This is a genomic window from Bradyrhizobium sp. STM 3566 (genome assembly GCF_045571445.1).
GTDB classification, from domain to species: Bacteria; Pseudomonadota; Alphaproteobacteria; order Rhizobiales; family Xanthobacteraceae; genus Bradyrhizobium; species Bradyrhizobium vignae.
The window spans coordinates 236,500-255,794 of record NZ_CP120692.1 but is presented as its reverse complement, the minus strand read 5'-3'; the positions used below and the strand labels follow the sequence as shown (position 1 = coordinate 255,794).

15 protein-coding genes, 1 tRNA gene and 1 riboswitch are annotated in these 19,295 nt (G+C 64.6%); of the genes, 9 read left to right on the top strand and 7 right to left on the bottom strand.

Going from position 1 to position 19,295, the window contains the following annotated elements; translation table 11 throughout:
* Window positions 1–6 precede the first annotated feature (6 nt).
* Window positions 7–88: riboswitch (ZMP/ZTP riboswitch) on the top strand.
* 25 nt (window positions 89–113) lie between these two features.
* The gene (gene purH, locus P6U27_RS01205) at window positions 114–1,706 is read left to right on the top strand and encodes a bifunctional phosphoribosylaminoimidazolecarboxamide formyltransferase/IMP cyclohydrolase (RefSeq protein ID WP_209294900.1); all 1,593 of its coding nucleotides are present in this window, start codon (window positions 114–116) and stop codon (window positions 1,704–1,706) included.
* Between the two features lie 163 nt (window positions 1,707–1,869).
* Here purH and P6U27_RS01200 read toward each other — a convergent pair whose 3' ends face one another.
* Window positions 1,870–3,255 (bottom strand): MFS transporter, encoded by a 1,386-nt coding sequence (locus P6U27_RS01200; RefSeq protein WP_122400301.1) that lies wholly within the window; start codon window positions 3,253–3,255, stop codon window positions 1,870–1,872.
* A gap of 100 nt (window positions 3,256–3,355) precedes the next feature.
* Between P6U27_RS01200 and ggt the strand changes: the two genes are divergently transcribed.
* Both ggt and P6U27_RS01190 read left to right on the top strand, forming a co-directional pair.
* Window positions 3,356–5,107, top strand: coding sequence for a gamma-glutamyltransferase (gene ggt / locus P6U27_RS01195; protein ID WP_407193579.1), 1,752 nt, complete (start codon window positions 3,356–3,358; stop codon window positions 5,105–5,107).
* A gap of 98 nt (window positions 5,108–5,205) precedes the next feature.
* Window positions 5,206–6,501, top strand: coding sequence for an MFS transporter (locus P6U27_RS01190; protein WP_407193578.1), 1,296 nt, complete (start codon window positions 5,206–5,208; stop codon window positions 6,499–6,501).
* Between the two features lie 100 nt (window positions 6,502–6,601).
* Here P6U27_RS01190 and P6U27_RS01185 read toward each other — a convergent pair whose 3' ends face one another.
* Entirely contained in the window at window positions 6,602–7,267 is a 666-nt protein-coding gene (locus P6U27_RS01185; RefSeq protein ID WP_407193577.1) for a glutathione S-transferase family protein, read from the bottom strand.
* 151 nt (window positions 7,268–7,418) lie between these two features.
* Here P6U27_RS01185 and P6U27_RS01180 point away from each other — a divergent pair, with 151 nt between their 5' ends.
* The 4 genes from P6U27_RS01180 (at window position 7,419) to panE (ending at window position 11,186) form a co-directional block, all read left to right on the top strand.
* A complete protein-coding gene (locus P6U27_RS01180) occupies window positions 7,419–8,015 on the top strand; it encodes a DUF2239 family protein (protein ID WP_122400298.1) in 597 nt (198 codons plus the stop codon).
* A gap of 73 nt (window positions 8,016–8,088) precedes the next feature.
* Window positions 8,089–9,453, top strand: coding sequence for an MATE family efflux transporter (locus P6U27_RS01175; protein WP_122400297.1), 1,365 nt, complete (start codon window positions 8,089–8,091; stop codon window positions 9,451–9,453).
* Window positions 9,454–9,543: 90 nt separating this feature from the next.
* Entirely contained in the window at window positions 9,544–10,152 is a 609-nt protein-coding gene (locus tag P6U27_RS01170; RefSeq protein ID WP_174221541.1) for a 2-hydroxychromene-2-carboxylate isomerase, read from the top strand.
* Between the two features lie 110 nt (window positions 10,153–10,262).
* Window positions 10,263–11,186 (top strand): 2-dehydropantoate 2-reductase, encoded by a 924-nt coding sequence (panE, locus tag P6U27_RS01165; protein WP_407193576.1) that lies wholly within the window; start codon window positions 10,263–10,265, stop codon window positions 11,184–11,186.
* Between the two features lie 73 nt (window positions 11,187–11,259).
* On the opposite strand, the gene P6U27_RS01160 is transcribed toward panE, so the two are convergent.
* The 4 genes from P6U27_RS01160 to P6U27_RS01145 form a co-directional block, all read right to left on the bottom strand.
* On the bottom strand, window positions 11,260–11,841 hold the full coding sequence (locus P6U27_RS01160) for a cytochrome c (RefSeq protein ID WP_122400294.1): 582 nt from the start codon (window positions 11,839–11,841) through the stop codon (window positions 11,260–11,262).
* A 226-nt stretch (window positions 11,842–12,067) separates the two neighbouring features.
* Window positions 12,068–13,342, bottom strand: coding sequence for a PQQ-dependent sugar dehydrogenase (locus P6U27_RS01155; protein ID WP_407193575.1), 1,275 nt, complete (start codon window positions 13,340–13,342; stop codon window positions 12,068–12,070).
* A gap of 379 nt (window positions 13,343–13,721) precedes the next feature.
* A complete protein-coding gene (locus P6U27_RS01150) occupies window positions 13,722–14,708 on the bottom strand; it encodes an NAD-dependent epimerase/dehydratase family protein (protein ID WP_407193574.1) in 987 nt (328 codons plus the stop codon).
* Window positions 14,709–14,784: 76 nt separating this feature from the next.
* Window positions 14,785–14,859 (bottom strand) — tRNA-Gly (locus P6U27_RS01145).
* A 271-nt stretch (window positions 14,860–15,130) separates the two neighbouring features.
* Here P6U27_RS01145 and trxA point away from each other — a divergent pair.
* Both trxA and P6U27_RS01135 read left to right on the top strand, forming a co-directional pair.
* The gene (gene trxA, locus P6U27_RS01140) at window positions 15,131–16,054 is read left to right on the top strand and encodes a thioredoxin (protein WP_407193573.1); all 924 of its coding nucleotides are present in this window, start codon (window positions 15,131–15,133) and stop codon (window positions 16,052–16,054) included.
* A 33-nt stretch (window positions 16,055–16,087) separates the two neighbouring features.
* Window positions 16,088–16,765: an LON peptidase substrate-binding domain-containing protein gene (locus P6U27_RS01135; protein ID WP_122400290.1), complete on the top strand. Its 678-nt coding sequence runs from the start codon at window positions 16,088–16,090 to the stop codon at window positions 16,763–16,765.
* Between the two features lie 12 nt (window positions 16,766–16,777).
* Here P6U27_RS01135 and P6U27_RS01130 read toward each other — a convergent pair whose 3' ends face one another.
* Complete coding sequence (locus P6U27_RS01130) at window positions 16,778–19,276, bottom strand: EAL domain-containing protein (RefSeq protein ID WP_407193572.1); 2,499 nt, start codon at window positions 19,274–19,276, stop codon at window positions 16,778–16,780.
* Window positions 19,277–19,295 lie beyond the last annotated feature (19 nt).

Here is a 19,295-nt window from a genome sequence, read left to right as displayed (position 1 = left end):
ACGAACACGCGCTCGCGCGACTGGCGACCTTGGATGGAGCACCATCGGGAAGCGCGGGATATGGCTGCCGCGCGCCTGGGCATAGGTACTCCTTACAACAGAGGATCTTGTCCATGACCAACACGACCCGCCGCGTCACCCGCGCGCTGCTTTCCGTTTCCGATAAGACCGGGTTGATCGAGTTTGCCCGCGCGCTCGCCGCACGCGGCGTGGAGCTGGTTTCGACCGGCGGCACCGCAAAAGCGATCGCCGCGACGGGCCTCAAGGTGAAGGACGTCTCCGACCTGACCGGCTTCCCCGAGATGATGGACGGCCGCGTCAAGACGCTGCATCCGAAGGTGCATGGCGGCCTGCTCGCGATCCGCGATAACAAGGAACATGCGGACGCGATGAAGAAGCACGGGATCGCGCCGATCGATCTCCTGGTCGTCAATCTCTACCCGTTCGAAGCAACCGTCGACAAAGGCGCCGGCTTCGAGGATTGCATCGAAAACATCGACATCGGTGGACCCGCGATGATCCGCGCTGCTGCCAAGAACCATGACGATGTCGCCGTCGTCGTCGAGGCGCAGGACTACAAGGCGGTGCTCGACGAGCTTGCCCACAATGACGGCGCGACCACGCTTGCGCTGCGCCGCCGGCTTGCCGCGAAAGCCTACGCGCGCACCGCGGCCTATGACGCCGCGATCTCGAACTGGTTCACTCGGCAGCTCGAAATCGACGCGCCGGATTTCCGCGCCTTCGGCGGCCGGCTGATCCAGTCGCTGCGCTATGGCGAGAACCCGCACCAGACCGCGGCGTTCTATGCGACGCCCGACAAGCGCCCGGGCGTCTCCACCGCACGGCAGCTCCAGGGCAAGGAGCTCTCCTACAACAACATCAACGACACCGATGCCGCCTATGAATGCATCGGCGAGTTCGACGCCAAGCGCACGGCGGCTTGCGTCATCGTCAAGCACGCCAATCCTTGCGGCGTCGCGGAAGGCCCTGACCTCGTCACCGCCTATCGCAAGGCGCTTGCGTGCGACTCGACGTCAGCCTTCGGCGGCATCATCGCGATGAACCGCGCGCTCGACGCTGACACCGCGCGCGAGATCACGAAGATCTTTACCGAGGTCATCATCGCGCCCGATGCCAGCGAGGAGGCGATCGCCATCATCGGCGGCAAGAAGAACCTCCGCCTGTTGCTCGCCGGCAGCCTGCCCGATCCGCGTGCGCCGGGCCTCACCGCCAAGACGGTCGCGGGCGGCCTGCTGGTGCAGAGCCGCGACAACGCGGTGGTCGACGACATGACGTTCAAGGTCGTGACCAAGCGCGCACCGACCGACGCGGAGATGCGTGACCTGAAATTCGCGTTCCGGGTGGCAAAACACGTCAAGTCCAACACCATCATCTACGCCAAGGATCTCGCCACCGTCGGGATCGGCGCAGGCCAGATGAGCCGGGTGGATTCAGCACGGATCGCGGCACGCAAGGCGCAGGATGCCGCAGCCGAGCTGAAGCTGGCTGAGCCGCTCACCAAGGGTTCGGTGGTGGCGTCGGATGCCTTCTTCCCGTTCGCCGACGGCATGCTCGCCTGCATCGAGGCCGGCGCAACCGCCGTGGTGCAGCCCGGCGGCTCCATGCGCGACGACGAGGTGATCAAGGCCGCCGACGAGCACGGCATCGCCATGGTGTTCACGGGCACGCGGCACTTCAGGCACTGAGCCTCACTGTCGTCCCGGACAAGCTCGCCCTAGGCGCGCATCGGTCCTGACTTCGTCATTGCGAGCGTAGCGAAGCAATCCAGATTCATTCGCGCGGGGGCAGTCTGGATTGCCTCGACGCTTCGCTCCTCGCAATGACTGAGGTGAGATCGCATGCTGCGGGCTACTCCCGCACGCGCATCAACAGGCCAAGTCCCGCAACGAAGAACACCACCAGCACGGCCATGCCGGCCTTCTGGCTCGCGGTCACCGCGGTGATCATGCCGATCAAGAGCGGTCCGACGAAGGACGTCACCTTCCCGGTCAGCGCGAACAGGCCGAAATACTGAGCGATGCGATCGTGCGGTGCGAGGTGGATCAGCAGCGTGCGGGAGGCGGCCTGCAGCGGGCCGCCGGCCGCACCGATCAAACAGCCCAGCACGAGATAGGCGCGCTCCGCCGCGCTCGAGAACAGGGGAGCGCCTGCTTGCGGCGGCGCGACCTTGATGAAGAAGATCGCATCCTTGTCGACCAGCAGGATCGCCGCCAGCGACAGCAGCAGGATCAGCATGCTGCCGGCGATCACGCGCTTCGGTCCGAGACGATCGTCGAGCTTGCCGCCGAGCCATGCGCCGAACGCGCCGGCAATCGCGAGCATGATGCCGAACGTACCGATCTGGATCGTGTGCCAGCCGAACGTGCCTGCGGCATAGATGCCCCCAAACGCGAACAGCGACACGAGACCATCGGTGTAGATCATGTTGGCGAGCAGGAACGCCGCGAGCGACTTCTGCTTGGGCAACCCTTTGATCGACTGCTTGAGCTCCCACAGGCCCTCGCGCAGCGCCTCGTGCAACGGGCGCCTCGCCGGATAATCCGGCGTGAACAGGAACATCGGCGTCACGAAGATGATGAACCACAGCCCCGTCAGCGGCCCGGCGGCACGGTCGCCCTGATGCGTGACGGGATCGAGCCCGAACAACGGTGTGACGCCGAGCAGCGTGCGACCAGTCTCGGGATTGGCGGCGAGCAGGCCGAGCACGATGACCAGGCTGACGATGCCGCCGATGTAGCCCGTAGCCCAGCCTGTGCCGGAGAGCCGGCCGATCCGTTCCGGCGGCACCAGGGTCGGCATCATCGCATTGTTGAAGACGGTGGCGAATTCCGCACCGACGCTGGCGAGCGCGACCGCGGTGAGCAAGGTCGGAATGATGGCGTAATCGCCGGGCTTGCCGATCCAGAGCGTGCAGGACGCCAGCACCAGCACCGCGCCGAAGCCTGCGATCCATGGCTTCCTGCGGCCCGCCGCGTCGGCGATGGCCCCCAGCACGGGTGACAGCAGCGCGATCGCAAGGCCCGCCGCGGCCATCGCGAAGCCCCACAGCGACTGGCCGGCGGCGGGATTTGGCGCAACGCTGCTCGCGAAATAGGGCGCGAACACAAAGGTCGTGATCAGCGTGAAATAGGGCTGCGCAGCCCAGTCGAAGAAGATCCAGCTGACGATGGCGGCACGGGGCGGATAGGTGCGCGGGGTGCTGGTCATGCGCACGTCGGGGGCGATCGTCGTCATCACGCAGTCCTCATCACGAACAGTTTTGCCTCTACCGGCGCAAACCGTATAGCATTGCAGCGAGACGTGTGAACTGGCCCGAGCACGCGGCGGAAGTTTGATGATGTCGTCATATTCGACACGGCGGACATTTTTTGCCTTCATAGCCACGCTGGCGTTTGGCTTCGCTCCGGCGGCCGCTCAGGATGCGCGGACGGGCTATGTCCCGCCTGCACGCGACAGTGTGCGCGCCGTCGCCGCCGAGCACGGCATGGTGGTGGCGCAGGAGAAGATTTCCGCACAGGTCGGCGCCGACATCCTGCGGCGCGGCGGCAATGCGATCGATGCTGCGGTCGCGACCGGCTTTGCGATGGCGGTGACCTACCCGCGCGCCGGCAATATCGGCGGCGGCGGCTTCATGGTGATTCATTCCGCCGATCGCAATGAAGACGTCACGATCGACTATCGCGAGACGGCGCCGGCTGCGACGACCCCGCAGATATTTCTCGGCGCCGATGGCAAGCCTGACGCGACGAAGTCGCGCGATTCCGCGCTCGGCATCGGTGTGCCCGGCACAGTCGCCGGCCTCGCGCTGGCATTGGACAAATACGGCTCGGGACAGTTCACGCTGGCGCAACTACTCGCGCCGGCCATCGCGCTCGCGCGCGATGGCTTCACCGTCAGCGACGACATTGCCGATACGCTGCCGAGCTGGCACCGGCGGCTGGCACGCTGGCCTTCCTCGGCCAAGATCTTCTCGCGGCCCGATGGCACGCCGCTGGGCGAAGGTGACCGGCTGGTGCAGGGCGATCTCGCCGAAACGTTGTCGGCCGTAGCCGCAGTGGGGCCGCGCGGCTTCTATCAGGGGCCGGTCGCGGAGAAGCTCGCCAAGGCCGTGACCGACGCCGGCGGCATCATGACGCCGGCCGACCTCAGAGCCTATCAGCCGGTCATCCGCGCGCCGGTGCGCGGCACCTATCGCGGCTATGATATTGTCTCGATGCCGCTGCCCTCGTCCGGCGGCGTGGTGCTGGTCGAGACACTCAACATCCTCGAGGGGTTTCAGCTCGCTGATCTGAGGCAGGGATCGCCGGCATCGCTGCATCTCTTGATCGAGGCCATGAAGCGCGCCTATGCCGACCGTGCGCGCTATCTCGGCGACCCCGCCTTCGTCGACGCGCCGATCGAGACGCTCATCGCAAAGGACTACGCCGCCAAGCTGCGCGCGGGCATTTCCGCCGAACGCGCCACGCCCTCGAATGACCTCGTGTCCGCGTCTGCCGCGCCGCGCGAGGGCAGCAACACCACGCATTTTTCCGTCGTCGACCGTCGCGGCAACGCCGTCAGCAACACGTACACGCTGAACTTCAGCTATGGCGTCGGCCTCGTCGCCGAAGGCACCGGTGTGCTGCTCAACAACGAGCTCGACGATTTCACGGCGGCGGTCGGCGCTTCCAATGCCTATGGCCTCGTCGGCTTCGAGGCAAATCTGCCTGGACCCGGCAAACGGCCGCTCTCGTCGATGTCCCCGACCATCGTGCTGAAGGACGGCAAGCCGGTGCTGGTGACGGGCTCGCCTGGCGGCAGCCGCATCATCTCGACCGTGCTTCAGGTGATCGTGAACGTCCTCGACTACAGGATGGATGTTGCGGCCGCGGTCGCAGCGCCGCGGCTGCATCACCAATGGTTGCCGGATGAAGTGCGCGTCGAGCGCGGCTTTCCCGACGACGTGCTGCTCGGGCTTAAGGCGATGGGCCATCTCATCGTCGAGCCGATGGGACAGACATCGGCCAATTCGATTCTCGTGACGCCGAACGGACCGCTCGGCGCGGCCGATCCGCGCACGCGCGGCGCGGAGGCGGCGGGGCAGTAAACCCGCTCTCTCTGCATGGCACGACCGCGCGCGCCGGCTTGCTCGGCCGTCGCGCATGCTACTACCGTCCGCCAAAACAATTGCCGGGGAAACGCAACATGACCATCGCCGATCCGAACCAGCGCATCGAACGCGCCGAGATCGAGGACACCAGCCTGCTCGCCTTCTATCGCGACATGAATACGTCCGAACGGCGGACGTTCTGGGCCTGCGCGGCGGGCTGGGCGCTCGACGGCATGGACTTCATGATCTACCCGCTGGTGATCGGCACCATCATCGCGCTGTGGAAGGTCGATGCAGCCTCGGCCGGTCTTGCCGGCACGGTGACGCTGCTCGCCTCCGCCATCGGCGGCTGGCTCGGCGGTTATCTCTCCGACCATATCGGGCGTGTCAGGACGCTCCAGATCACCATCGTCTGGTTCTCGTTCTTCTCCCTGGTCTGCGCCGTCGTGCAGAATTTCGATCAGCTCTTGATCGCGCGCGCCGTTCTCGGTCTCGGCTTCGGCGGCGAATGGGCCGCCGGCGCCGTGCTGATGGGCGAGGCGATCCGGCCGCAATTTCGCGGGCGCGCGGTCGGCTCGGTGCAGTCGGGCTGGGCGGTCGGCTGGGCTCTCGCCGTGCTGTCGCAGGCGATCCTGTTCTCGCTTCTGCCGGCGGAGACGGCCTGGCGTTGGATGTTCGTGATCGGTGCGCTACCGGCACTGCTGGTGTTCTACATCCGCCGCTCCGTCGCCGAGCCGGAGATCGCAGCCGAGGCCCGAGCAAAGCAGGCGGAAACGGGCGGTCATCCGAAACTCTGGGAGATCTTCACCTTCCCGATCGTGAAGACCACGGTGCTTGCGTCTCTGATGGCCACGGGCTGCCAAGGTGGCTACTACGCCATCACCTTCTGGGTGCCGCAATTCCTGACCAAGGAGCGGCACCTGTCCGTCGTCGGCTCGACCGGCTATCTGTCGACGCTGATCATCGGCTCCTTCATCGGCTATCTCACCGGTGCCTGGCTTGCCGATCGGATCGGGCGGCGCAATCTGTTCCTGATCTTCTCGCTCGGCGCCATGGCAGTAGTGCTGCTCTACACGCAGCTGCCGCTAACCAACGAGATCCTCTGGATACTGGGTTTCCCGCTCGGCTTTTTCGCCTCGGGCTATTTCTCCGGAATCGGCGCGTTCCTCACAGAACTCTATCCGACGCGACTGCGCGGCTCCGGCCAGGGCTTTTGCTACAATTTCGGCCGCGGCATCGGCGCGCTGTTTCCATTCCTCGTCGGCGCGCTGTCGGCGACGACGTCGCTGGCGAACGCGATCGCGATTTTTGCGGTGGTCGCCTATGCGGTGTTCTTCATCGCCGCGTTCGCGCTGCCGGAGACGCGTGGGCGCGTGCTGCACGCGGATTGACGGCTCGGCGTCATCCCCGGGCGATGCGAAGCATCAAACCCGGGATCTCGAGATTCCGGGTTCGGTGCTGCGCACCGCCCCGGAATGACGAGATAGTGGCTTACCTTCCCACCTGGTACGGCCCGCCCTTCTCGAGAGCACGCGCATAAGCCGGCCGCGCGTGGATGCGCTCCAGGAACGCCATGGCCTTGGGATGGCCCTGCTCGAGCCCGCCTCGCGCTTGGGCCGCTTCCAGCGGAAAGCTCATCTGGATGTCGGCCGCGGTGAACTCGCCGCCGGCGAACCATTCGCTCTTGCCAAGCTCACCTTCCCAATAGTCCATGTGCTGCTTGAGCTGCGGATTGACCAGCGCGGTCAGCGCCTGGTTGCAGACCTTGCGCACCAGCGGCCGAAGCAGCGCCGGCGCGCGCTTCGGCATCAGCGTGAACAGCAGCTTCAGGAGCAGCGGCTGCATCGCCGATCCTTCCGCATAGTGCAGCCAATAGGTGTAGCGCAGCCGCTCCGGCGTGTTCGGCGGCGGAATCAGCCGGCCATTGCCATAGGTGGCGATGAGGTATTCGATGATCGCGCCTGACTCGGCGATGGTGTTGCCGTTGTCGGTGATGACGGGCGACTTGCCGAGCGGATGGATGGCGCGCAGCTCCTTCGGCGCGCGCATGTCCGGCTGGCGCTGATAGCGCACGATCTTGTAAGGAACACCCAACTCCTCGAGTAGCCACAGCACGCGCTGCGAGCGGGAATTGTTGAGGTGGTGAACGGTCAGCATCGCGGAGTCCCCAAGCATTGGGCGTGGTCGGTCGGCCGCGCCGTTCGTGCCAGCCCGGAAACGCATTGTCGAGCCGCAGGTACAGATATTTTCACCCGGGTATATTGACGGCGGGAATTTACCCGGGTATTAAGCTCGCGGCACGAACAAAATGGCAATGATTCCAATGCAAGGGACCTACACAGCCTTCGTCGGCCAGCGTCGGCTGGCCTCCGGCACGGCCGGCGATGTCGCGCTCGCGGTCAAGCGAGCCACGCAATCGCTGGACCAGCCGATCATCATCTTTGATGACGGCACCGGGAGGTCGATCGATTTCGACCTGCGCGGCGATGACCGCGAGGTGCTGGCGCGGCTGGCGAAGCTGGCCCCGCCGCCGAGTGAGGAGGCTGAAGCACCCGCAGAGCCGCGCGGCCGCGGCCGGCCGAAACTCGGCGTGGTCGCGCGCGAGGTGACGTTGCTACCGCGACACTGGGAGTGGCTCAACGCGCAGGCGGGCGGTGCCTCGGTCGCGCTGCGCAAGCTGGTCGACGAGGCCAGGCGCGCGAGCGGCGACAAGGACCGCGAGCGCCAGGCGCGCGATGCCGCCTATCATTTCATGTCGACCATCGCCGGCAATCTGCCGCAGTTCGAGGAAGCCTCGCGCGCGCTGTTCGCGGATGACCGGCGGCGCTTCACCGGGCTGATCGCGGACTGGCCGACCGACATCCGCGACCACATCGTCAAGCTCGCCTACAGCGACCGCGCTTAAACCGCGCGCCGCTCTTCACAACCCCATCGACAGCCGAGCCGCGCATTGCGCGGCAACGGCTTCGCACGCCCTGATGAAAGGCCAATCCATGTCCGCCGCAACACCTCTCTGGACCACATTCCTCCGCTTCCTTGCTCCCTTAATGCTCAGCAACGCGCTGCAATCGCTGTTCGGCACTGTCAGCAACGTCTATCTCGGCCAGATGATCGGCGTCGACGCGCTCGCCGCCGTTTCGGCGTTCTTCCCCGTGATGTTCTTCCTGTTCGCCTTGGTCATGGGCCTGAGCACCGGCGCGACCGTGCTGATCGGCCAAGCGTTTGGCGCGGGCGAGCACAACGGGATCAAGCTCGTCGTGGGGACGACGCTCGCAGTCGGCTTGCTGCTGTCGATTTCGATTGCACTGGTTGGCGGGCTCTTCAGCCGGCAATTGATGATCGCGCTCGCCACGCCCGCTGACATTCTCGATGAGGCCAGCGCCTATGCGCGAATCATGCTGCTGACCATGCCGCTCGGCTTCATCTTCCTGCTGATGACGGCGATGATCCGCGGAGTCGGTGACACATTGACGCCGCTGCTGGCGCTGGCGTCGTCGACTGCGATCGGCCTGATTCTGACGCCACTGCTGATCCGCGGCGCGTCCGGATTGCCGGCGGCGGGTATCACCAGTCCGGCGTGGGCGGCTGCGATCTCGAACATGCTCACGCTGACCTCGCTGGCCGTCTATCTGCTGAGGAGGAAGCACGCGCTCGCGCCGGACGCGGCACTGCTGCGTCAGGTGCGGTTCAACGGCGCCGTGCTCAGTAAGATTCTCGGCATCGGGCTGCCGAGCGCGATCGGCATGATGGTGATGGCGATCGCGGAGCTGGTGCTGCTCGGCCTCGTCAACGGCTTCGGCTCAAACGCCACGGCCGCCTATGGCGCCGTCAATCAGGTGATGGGCTACACGCAGTTCACGGCGATGTCGATTTCGATCGCGGTCTCGATCCTCGGTGCGCAGGCGATCGGTGCCGGCGACCGGGCGCGGCTCGACCGCATCGTGCGCACCGGCCTTGCGTTCAACCTCGCTCTGACCGGCGGGCTGGTGGCGCTGATTTACCTGGTGCCGCGCACGGTGCTTGGCATCTTCATCACCGAAGGCGCCGTGCTCGATCTGGCGAGGGAGCTGCTGTACATCGCCTTGTGGAGCTCGGTGCCTTTCGGCCTCGCCACGGTGTTTTCCGGCGCGATGCGCGCGGCCGGCGTCGCCTTCACGCCGATGCTGCTGTCGATCTTCGCGATCGTCGCGATCGAGCTGCCGGCTGCGGTAATCCTGAGCGGCACGATCGGCCTTGGGGGCGTATGGGCCGCCTATCCGATTGTGTTCTGCGCCATGCTCGCCCTGCAGATGGGCTATTACCTCCTGGTGTGGCGCAAGCAGGCAGTCCAGCGTCTGATCTGATCCCCAAAGTATTATGACCATCATTAAACGGTGGACCTGTGGCGCGGCCTGCGCCACAATGAGCAAAAAGCGACGTCAGGGAGAATGATATTGACCCGCACCGCCCCGCAATTCCTGTTCGACTTCGGCAGCCCCAACGCCTATCTCAGCCATCTGGCGATACCGGCGATCGAGCAGCGGATCGGCGTCAAGTTCGAATATGTGCCGATCCTGCTCGGCGGCATCTTCAAGGCGACCAACAACAAATCGCCGGCCGAGACGCTGGCCGGCATCAAGAACAAGCGGGAGTTCCAGCAGGTTGAGACCGAGCGCTTCATCAGGCGCTTCCATGTCCAGCCCCATGTCTGGAATCCGCATTTTCCCGTCAACACGCTGAATTTGATGCGCGCGGCAATCGCGGCGCAGCTCGAGGGAGTCTTCGAAAAATACGTCGAGGCCGCCTTCCACCACATGTGGCGCGAGCCGAAGAAGATGGACGATCCTGAGATCGCGGCGAAGGCGCTGGAATCCTCCGGCCTCGATGCGCAGAAGCTGTTCGCCCGGACCCAGGAACCCGAGGTGAAGGGCAGACTGATCAAGAACACGGAGGAGGCAGTCGCCCGCGGCGCATTCGGCTCGCCGACTTTCTTCGTCGGCAACGAGATGTTCTTTGGCAAGGAGCAGCTCCGCGACGTCGAGGAGATGGTCCTCGGCAAATAGCATCATACTCCAGCGACAGAATGTGATCGCGGCAACATTCTGGGTTGCTTCGCTTCGCTCGCAAGGGCGTCTATAGATAGACCGCCAACAGCAAGAACAAGGAAGATCCCATGCGTATCCTCGTGGTCGGCGCCGGCGCCATCGGCGGCTATTTTGGTGGCAGGTTGTTGCAGGCCGGCCGCGACGTCACATTCCTGGTCCGGCCGCGGCGCGCCACCGAGCTTGCGAGCGCCGGCCTCGTCATCAAGAGCCCGAATGGCGACGTGACCTTGAACAATCCGCCGACCGTGCAGGCGGACGCGCTCAAGGACAAGCTCGACGTCGTGCTCTTGAGCTGTAAGGCGTTCGACCTCGACGACGCCATCAAGTCGTTCGCACCGGCGGTCGGGCCGAACACCACCATCATCCCGATGCTCAACGGCATGAAGCACCTCGACACGCTGGATGCCAAGTTCGGCAAGGAGCGCGTGCTGGGCGGCCTCTGCGCCATCGCCGCGACGCTGAACGATAAGCGCGAGGTGGTGCAGCTCCAGCCGATGCAGTCGATCAATTACGGCGAGCGCGGCGGCAAGATGTCGGAACGGGTGAAGGCAATCGACGAGGCCTTCAGGAGCGGCATCGCTGGCGCCACCGCCAGCGAGAACATCATGCAGGACATGTGGGAGAAGTGGGTGTTCCTCTCCTCGCTCGCGGCATCCACCAGCCTCATGCGCGCCTCGGTCGGCAACATCCTTGCGGCTCCGGGCGGTCGGGATTTCCTGCTCGGCATGCTGGATGAGACCAGCGCGATCGCGACCGCGTCGGGCTATCCGCCGGGCGGGCCGTTCTTCGAGCGGGTGAAGGGCAATATCACCACCGAGGGCTCGCCGATGACCGCGTCGATGTTCCGCGACATCAAGGCGGGCCTGCCGGTCGAAGCCGATCACGTCATCGGCGATCTCATCGCGCGCGCCGATGCCGCCAAGGTGCCGGTGCCGAAGCTGCGTATCGCCTACACGCATCTGAAGGCGTACGAAAAACAGCGGGTGGGATAGCGGCCGGCCACACACTCGGTGTCGTCCCGGATCTGCGCGCGCTTGAGGCGCGCCTGTCCGGGACGACGAACAGCTATTTCAAATGCGCCAGATAATGCGAGACCGCGGTGATTTCCTCGTCGCTCATGTGATAGGCGACATCGGCCATCGCGGCGACGCCGCCGCCGACGCGCTGGCCGGCCTTGTAATCGTGCAGCGCCTTGACGAGATATTCTTCGCGCTGGCCGGCGAGCCGCGCAACCGCCTTGGTGCCGGCATAGCTATCCGTGTGGCATGAGGCGCAGCGGCGGCCCGCGGCAACCTGCGCGCCTTTCTTCGACAGGTCCGGATCTTTGTCATCCGGGCCCTTCGGCGGCGTCAGCTGGGAGAAATAGGCGCCGAGATTGCGGATGTCCTCGTTGTTGATCTCCTCGACGATCGGCTGCATCTGGTCGTTCTTGCGCGAGCCAGCGCGGAAGAACACGAGCTGCCATTGCAGGAATTGATCAGGCTGGCCGGCGAGCGAGGGAATGTTCTCGGTCTGCGAGATGCCGTTCTCACCGTGACAGCCGGCGCAGACCTGCGCCTTGGCCTGGCCGGCGGAGACGTCGGCGGCGCGAGTGGCCGGCGCAATCAGAAAGCTGGCTGCCAGAGCTCCAAACCAAACAGCTCGCATGGATGATTTCTCCGACTGTCATTGCCGGGCTTTGACCCGCCTGCGAGACCGAGGCCTGTTCGGTGGGCGTAGGCCCGGCAATCCACCCCATTGGTGAAACGCTTCTCGTTTGGTGGATACCCGGGTCAAGTCCGGACATGACGAACCTGTTCCGCTGCGAGCCTGCTGCGTCAGACAAAAGAGGCTGCAGCCGTCACCCCGGTCGCAGCCTCGTTCTCGTGTCGCGCTACTTCTTGCTGTAGCTGATGCGGTAGATCGCGCCGGCCCAGTCGTCGGCAACGAGGATCGATCCGTCCTTGGCGAGGATGATGTCGTCGGGTCGGCCGAGATAGCCCTGGTCGCCCTCGAGCCAGCCGGAGGCGAACACCTCCTGCTTCGGGTTCTTGCCGTCAGGCCCGACGATCACGCGTACGATGCGCGCGCCCTGGTACTTGTGACGATTCCAGGAGCCGTGCTCGGCGATCAGGATGTTGTTCTTGTAGTCGGCGGGGAACTGGTCGCCGGTGTAGAACTTCATGCCGAGCGGCGCGACATGGGCGCCGAGATTCAGCACGGGCGGTGTGAACTCGGAGCATTTGTGGCCCATCGCGAACTTGTCGTCAGGCAGATTGCCCTGGTGGCAATAGGGATAGCCGAAATGCTCGCCGATCCTGTTGATCATGTTCAGCTTGTCTGAGGGCAGATCATCGCTGATCCAGTCGCGGGCATTCTCGGTGAACCAGTATTTGCCGGTGCGCGGATCGACGTCGCCGCCAACCGAGTTGCGGACGCCGAGCGCCCAGATCTCGGCGTTGCCGGTCTTGGGATCGACGCGCCGGATCTGCGACACGCTGGTCGGCGGAATGCCGATGTTGAAGGGCGGGCCGAACGGAATGTAGAACCAGCCTTCCTTGTCGACCGCGATGTACTTCCAGCCGTGCGCGGCATAGGATGGCATGTCGTCATAGACGACCTTGCCCTCGCCGAGATTGTCGAGATTGGCTTCGGCGTTGTCGTAGCGGATCAGCTTGTCGACGGCGATGACGTAGAGCGCGCCGTCCTTGAAGGCGAGACCGGTGGGCATGTTCAGACCCTTGAGGATGGTCTTGACCTCCTTCTTTCCGTTATTGTCCTTGATGGCATAGACGTTGCCGAGACCGAACGAGCCGACGAACAGCGTGCCCTTGTCACCCCAGGCCATCTGCCGCGCGGCAAGCACGCCCGAGGCGTAGACCTCGATCTTGAAGCCCGGCGGCAGCTTGATTTTCTTGACGATGTTGGCGAGCTCCGTGTCGGAGGCGCCGGTCGGCGGGCCCGAGGGCGGCGCGAGACCCTTTTGCGCCTCGGTCTCGTCGCCGAGGAACCAGTCGTCCGGCGGATGGGTCCAGAACTCCTTGGTACCGGATTCGTATTTCTTCAGCGCCCGGTTCTTGTCCTGTTGCTGCGCATTGACAACGCTGGTCCCGGCAAGAAGGGCCACGGCCGCAAGCGCCAACATAGATCGATGGAACATCGATGTCATCGCGTCACTCCCCTAAGGCAGCCGTGAGGGCTGCGCGTTATTTTGTTTTGCTAGTCGAGAGGCGAAGTTTTGAGTCCGTCGGGACGACAGACGTAAAAAGGTTAGCACATCTGCGAGCCCTGAGAAGCGCATCGCGTGTGCTGCGGTTGTGCTCCGAAAAAATTGAGACGCAATGTCAATGAGCGGGCGGACGCCGCCGCGGCAATGCTCTCGCTGCAGCGCGAAATCAATTGGGCACGCGGATCGCTTGCAGGCGGCACGAGGGATCATACAAAAACGCGAAAACAACCCCATGCACAGTAGAACGGCTCAGACCGGCGCGCTCCCGGTGACGTCGAACAGGCATTTGAAACGTCGAGCAAAACAGCAATCGCGGCGCTTACGAAGCGACGGGGTAGGGCCCATCCTCGAACACCGTGTCATGATAGCCTTTCGACCCGATCTCGCGCGCGAGGGTGCTGCGAAAATCGCGGTCATCTCGCAGGCTGCGCAGCACATGCGCGAAGTCGTATTCGGGCCGCCAGCCGAGCTCCCGCCGCGCCCGTTCGTTGACATAGACGCGGTCGATCGCGGGGAAGAGCCGCCAGCCGCGCACCGCATAGAGCTCCGCACATTCCGGATAGAGCTCGCGCACGACACCGGCGGCATCGCGCGCAAGCGCTTCGAGATGACGTTGCTCGAACGGGCTCGTGGCCGAGACGATGTAGCGGGCGAACCCGATTCTGGGCGCGCGCTCGACGGCCAGCAGATGGGCGCTGACCGCGTCCGCGATATCCAGCCGGCGATAGAGCAGCTCGTTGGCCTGCGCGTTGTCGAGCGCGTAAGCCGACCGCATCGCCGGATCATCGTCGTCCTCGGGAAAGAAGCGCGACGTCCGCAGGATGAGGACCGGCAGGGCGCGCTCGCGAAAGAACAGTTCGCAGAGGTTCTCGGCCATCAGCTTGGTCGTGCCGTAGATGTTCTTCGGCACCGGCGGCAGGTCCTCGGTGACCCACACGGCGGTCTGCCCGGCCTCGGGGCGCAGCTGCGAGCCGAACGCGCTGGTGGTGCTGGTGAAGACGAAGCTCTTCACACCGGCCGCCGCGGCCGCCTCGAGCAGGTTGAGCGTGCCCGTGATATTGGTGTCGACGAAGTCTCGCTTGCCGTGGGTCGCCACATGCGGCTTGTGCAGCGTCGCGGTGTGGATCACTGCAGTGATGCCGTCCATCTGCGCTCGCACAAGCGCCGGATCGACGATCGAGCCGACGGCGTCGGTGAAAGGGGAGGGCTTCAGATCGAGCCCGCGGGCAGGCGACCCGCGCCCATGGAGCGTCCGCAGAATGGCCTCGCCGAGGTGGCCCGCGCTGCCGGTGACCAGAATTGTCATTTGAGATCCAATGCATCCGTCAGCTGCGTGGAAAACCACGGCCCGATCCGGTTTGGCTGGATGCTCTGGGAAAATTTGGAGCGGGCGAAGGGGCTCGAACCCTCGACCCCGACCTTGGCAAGGTCGTGCTCTACCACTGAGCTACACCCGCATCCTGTGTCGGTCGCGTGACGCGCCGGCAACGGCTGTCGTATGCCAAAAGCGGGAGGGGAATGCAACAGCTACCCGCGGCATAGATTTGCAATTGAGGACCCCATATGGACCCCGAACGTGGCCAAATGGACCGAAAAAGCTCCGGAACCGGCGAATCGGGGCGCCTGGATTGAAATTCGGCCCATCCGGCCCAATTTAGGAGCCGACCACAAGCATATGATGCGGCGGCATGCTAAAGAGCCGCCATTCCAGCATGACGAGGGGATCCCGTGACGATCATCGACCAGGGTAACGGAGCGGCGGGCCCGGCTGCGGCCGACCTGATCAAGGACACCACCACCCAGACCTTCGTGAAGGATGTCATCGAGGAATCGAAGCGCCAGCCGGTGCTGATCGATTTCTGGGCGGAGTGGTGCGGCCCCTGCAAGCAGCTCACCCCCGTGCTGGAGAAGGCGGTGAAGGCGGCCAAGGGCAAGGTCAAGCTGGTCAAGATGAACATCGACCACCATCCGGCGATCCCGGGCCAAATGGGCATCCAGTCGATCCCGGCCGTGATCGCCTTCGTCAACGGCCAGCCGGCCGACGGTTTCATGGGCGCGGTGCCGGAGAGCCAGGTCAATGCCTTCATCGAGCGGCTGACCAAGGGCGTCACCGCGCCGGGCGAGGTCAACGTCGCCGAGATCGTGCAGGAGGCCGAAGCTGTGCTCGCCGAGGGCGACACGGCGGCGGCGGCGCAGATCTATGCCGAGGCGCTCCAGCATGATTCGACCAATATCGCGGCGCTTGCGGGCCTTGCGAAGTGTTACGCCGTCTCCGGCGCATTGGAGCAGGCCAAGCAGACGCTGGCCATGGTGCCGGACTCCAAGCGCAACGATCCGGCCGTGAAGGCCGTGCAGACCGCGATCGATCTCGCCGAGCAAGCGAAATCGCTTGGCCCTGTCGCCGAGCTGGAACAGAAAGTCGCCGCAAACCCGCTCGATCATCAGGCCCGATTCGACCTCGCCACTGCGCTCAACGCGCAAGGCAATCGCGCGGCGGCGACCGAGCAGCTCCTCGAGATCGTCAAGCGCGACCGCAAGTGGAACGACGACGGCGCCCGCAAGCAGCTGGTGCAGTTCTTCGAGGCCTGGGGCGGCACGGATGATGCAACCGTCGAGGGACGCAAGCGTTTGTCGACGATCCTGTTTTCGTAGGGACGTACTGGCAACGCCAGGGGGACCGGGCAGATGCCGATCAACATCGAATATCGCGGGCCCGCCGACCTCCCGGAGATCATTCCGGTGTTTCCGTTGCCGGGCGCGCTGCTGCTGCCCCGCGGCCAGATCCCGCTCAACATCTTCGAGCCGCGCTACCTCGCGATGGTCGACGATTCCTTCCGCGACGGCCATCGCCTGATCGGCATGATCCAGCCGGACGTGGCGCATTCGCCGAAGGATTCCGACAAGCCGGCACTGTTCCGCGTCGGCTGCGTCGGCCGCATCACCCAGCTCGCCGAATCCGGCGACGGCCGCTACATCCTCGAGCTCACCGGCGTTTCGCGCTTCAAGGTGGTCGAGGAGCTCGAGGTGCTCACCCCCTATCGGCAGTGCAAGGTGGATTTCTTCGCTTTCGTCGACGACTTCACCGCGCGAAGGGGCGAGGAGGAGGTCGATCGCGAGGCGCTGCTGGCCGTGCTGGCGGATTTCCTGAAGGCCAACAATCTCAAGGTCGACTGGGAGGGCGTCGAGAGCGCACCCAACGAGGCGCTCGTCAACGCGCTGGCGATGATGTCGCCCTATGGCCCCGCGGAGAAGCAGGCGATGCTCGAGGCGCCCGACCTGAAGACCCGCGCCGAGATCCTGATCGCCGTCACGGAGATGGATCTCGCCAAGAAACGCACCAGCGGCGATCCGCCGCTGCAGTGAGGGTCTGAAAGCTCACGCAGCGCGGACGGCTGCTTCGTCCCGCCGCAGCATTCTGGCGATGTCGGATGCAGGCATCGGCCGGCTGAAATAATAGCCCTGCGTTTCGATGCACCCTTCCTCACGGAGGATGTCGAGCTGTTCCTTCGTTTCGACGCCTTCGGCGGTCGTCGTCTTGCCGAGGCTGACTGCGAAACGAACCACTGCGCGCGCGAGATGGCGCGCCTCGGCCCGCACGCCGGAGAGTTCGTCGACGAAACTGCGGTCGATCTTGACTTTGTCGAACGGGAATCTCTGCAGAAAGCTCAGCGATGAATAACCGGTGCCGAAATCGTCCAGGGCGATTTGCACGCCGAGTTCGCGCAACTGAGCGAGCACCGCAAAGACGGCTTCGCTGTCATGCATGATCACCGTCTCGGTGACCTCGAGCTCGAGCCTGTGCGGCGCGAGTCCTGAACTCGCCAGCGCGCCGACGATGACCGGAACGAGCTCCTTGCTCCTGAATTGGGCGGGAGACAGGTTGACCGCGATCCTGACAGATGTCGGCCATGTGGCAGCTTCCGCGCAGGCGGTCCTCAAGACCCACTCGCCCAGTGGCACGATCAAGCCGGTCTCTTCCGCAAGCGGGATGAATTCGCCGGGCAGGACCAGGCCTCGCTGCGGGTGATGCCAGCGCAGCAAGGCCTCGAAGCCACAGGTCTCGCCGGTCGCGGCGCTGACGAACGGCTGGTAGTGAAGCTCGAATTGACGGCCAACAAGCGCATCCCGCATGTCGCGCTCGAGGTTGCGTCGCGCATGCATTAGCTCGTCGAACTCCGGCTCGAAGAAGCGGTATGCACCACGTCCACCGCTCTTGGCCGAGTAGAGCGCGAGATCCGCGCTCTTCAGGATCACGTCGGAATCGTTGCCGTCCCGCGGCGCGATGGCAATGCCGATGCTGGTGCCCACCGTAACCCGGTGATCGCCGAGATCGAAGGGTTCGCAAAGCGCCTTTCTGATGTTCTCGGCAAGGGCGGCGGCCTCCACGGCCGGGTTGGTCACGTAGTCGATGACCGCGAACTCGTCGCCGCCGAGTCGCGCGATCAACGCGGTTTCCGTGACGCATTCGCGCAGACGCGTGGAGACGGCGCGCAGCAGCGCATCGCCCGCCGGATGTCCAAGCGTGTCGTTGACTTCCTTGAAGCGATCGAGATCGAGCATGAGCACGGCCAGATCGAGGCCGCCGTTGCGCGTCACCGCAATCGCATGCTCCATCCGCTCCCTGAGCAGCACGCGATTTGGCAGATCGGTCAGCGCGTCGTGTTGCGCCATATGGGTGATCTTGGCCTCGGACCGGCGTTGCTCGGTTACGTCGAGATGCGTGGCCACCCATCCGCCGCCGGCCATTGGCTGTCGCGTCACGCGGATCAGCCGGCCATCCGCAAACTCGTCGATCCTGCTCGAAACTGCATCGAACGGCAGGGCCGCCAGTTTCGAGATGAATTGCTCGGCAGCGCATTCGCTGGAATCGCCCTTGAGAATGCCCTTCGCGATACGATGCCTGATGATGTCGGTATGCGATGTCCCGGTCCTCAGCAGCTCCGGCGGCAGCTGATAGAGTCGGGCATAACGCTCGTTGCAGACCACAAGCCGCTTTTCGGCGTCGAACATGCAAAGACCCTCGACCATATGATTGATCGCCGTATCCAGCCTGAGCGTCTGTTCCTGTAGTTCCAGCTGCGAATCTTCGAGCTGCTGCCGGGCGAGCGAAAGCTGGCTGATGATCTCCTCGAACCTGGCGGTTCGGCTTGCCAGGCGGCGATCGGCCAGCACGCCGATCAGACTCATCCCCAGCACGGAAAGTGCGACACCGGCGATGGCAAGTGCGAGGAAACCCGGAGAAAGCGAGAGCTTGTCCGTCGCGAGGGTGGGGTCCGGCGTGATCTGCACGGCGCCCATGGCTGTGAAGTGATGCGACACGATGGCGAGTGTGAGCAGGACGGCCGCTCCCAGCGTGCCCCGATAGTCCTGGTAGGTGAGGGCAACTGCCAGCGCTGCGTAGCCGAGGCACATGCCGAGAATGATCGAGACGATTACCAGGTCCACCGACCAGGCGACCCGGCCGGGCACTTCAAGGGCCCACATCCCCAGATAGTGCATGCTGGCAATGCCGCCGCCGATGATGACGCCGCCCGCCATCGCGCCCCAGCGACCGAACGTGCCGACCGCCACACCGAAGCCGACCGAGGTCAGAACCATGGCCGCGGCGAGCGAGAACGCCGTCAGCACGAGGCCGTAGCCGGTCGTGACACCCGGCTCATAAGCGAGCATCGCGACGAAATGCGTGGCCCAGATTCCGTAGCCGATGGCGGCGCCGGCAATCGCGATCCAGATCCACCGCGTTCGCGCGCGCGTCGCGATCGCACGATGAAAGATGTTGGCTGCGACGATGCTCGCGACGAAGCAGACCAGGCCTGCGAGTACGACGAGCCGCAAATCGTGCTCGGCCGTAAGACATGAAAAAACGCGGAACATGCAAATCGCTCCCTCGTCA

Bases quoted from the DNA above. Each gene is read 5' to 3' on its own strand.
- P6U27_RS01180 (WP_122400298.1), top strand. From the start codon at position 7,419: ATGGCAATGATTCCAATGCAAGGGACCTACACAGCCTTCGTCGGCCAG.
- P6U27_RS01155 (WP_407193575.1), bottom strand. From the start codon at position 13,342: ATGACATCGATGTTCCATCGATCTATGTTGGCGCTTGCGGCCGTGGCC.
- P6U27_RS01160 (WP_122400294.1), bottom strand. From the start codon at position 11,841: ATGCGAGCTGTTTGGTTTGGAGCTCTGGCAGCCAGCTTTCTGATTGCG.
- P6U27_RS01185 (WP_407193577.1), bottom strand. From the start codon at position 7,267: ATGCTGACCGTTCACCACCTCAACAATTCCCGCTCGCAGCGCGTGCTG.
- P6U27_RS01200 (WP_122400301.1), bottom strand. From the start codon at position 3,255: ATGACGACGATCGCCCCCGACGTGCGCATGACCAGCACCCCGCGCACC.
- P6U27_RS01130 (WP_407193572.1), bottom strand. From the start codon at position 19,276: ATGTTCCGCGTTTTTTCATGTCTTACGGCCGAGCACGATTTGCGGCTC.
- P6U27_RS01190 (WP_407193578.1), top strand. From the start codon at position 5,206: ATGACCATCGCCGATCCGAACCAGCGCATCGAACGCGCCGAGATCGAG.
- P6U27_RS01175 (WP_122400297.1), top strand. From the start codon at position 8,089: ATGAAAGGCCAATCCATGTCCGCCGCAACACCTCTCTGGACCACATTC.
- P6U27_RS01150 (WP_407193574.1), bottom strand. From the start codon at position 14,708: ATGACAATTCTGGTCACCGGCAGCGCGGGCCACCTCGGCGAGGCCATT.
- P6U27_RS01135 (WP_122400290.1), top strand. From the start codon at position 16,088: ATGCCGATCAACATCGAATATCGCGGGCCCGCCGACCTCCCGGAGATC.
- ggt (WP_407193579.1), top strand. From the start codon at position 3,356: ATGATGTCGTCATATTCGACACGGCGGACATTTTTTGCCTTCATAGCC.
- purH (WP_209294900.1), top strand. From the start codon at position 114: ATGACCAACACGACCCGCCGCGTCACCCGCGCGCTGCTTTCCGTTTCC.
- panE (WP_407193576.1), top strand. From the start codon at position 10,263: ATGCGTATCCTCGTGGTCGGCGCCGGCGCCATCGGCGGCTATTTTGGT.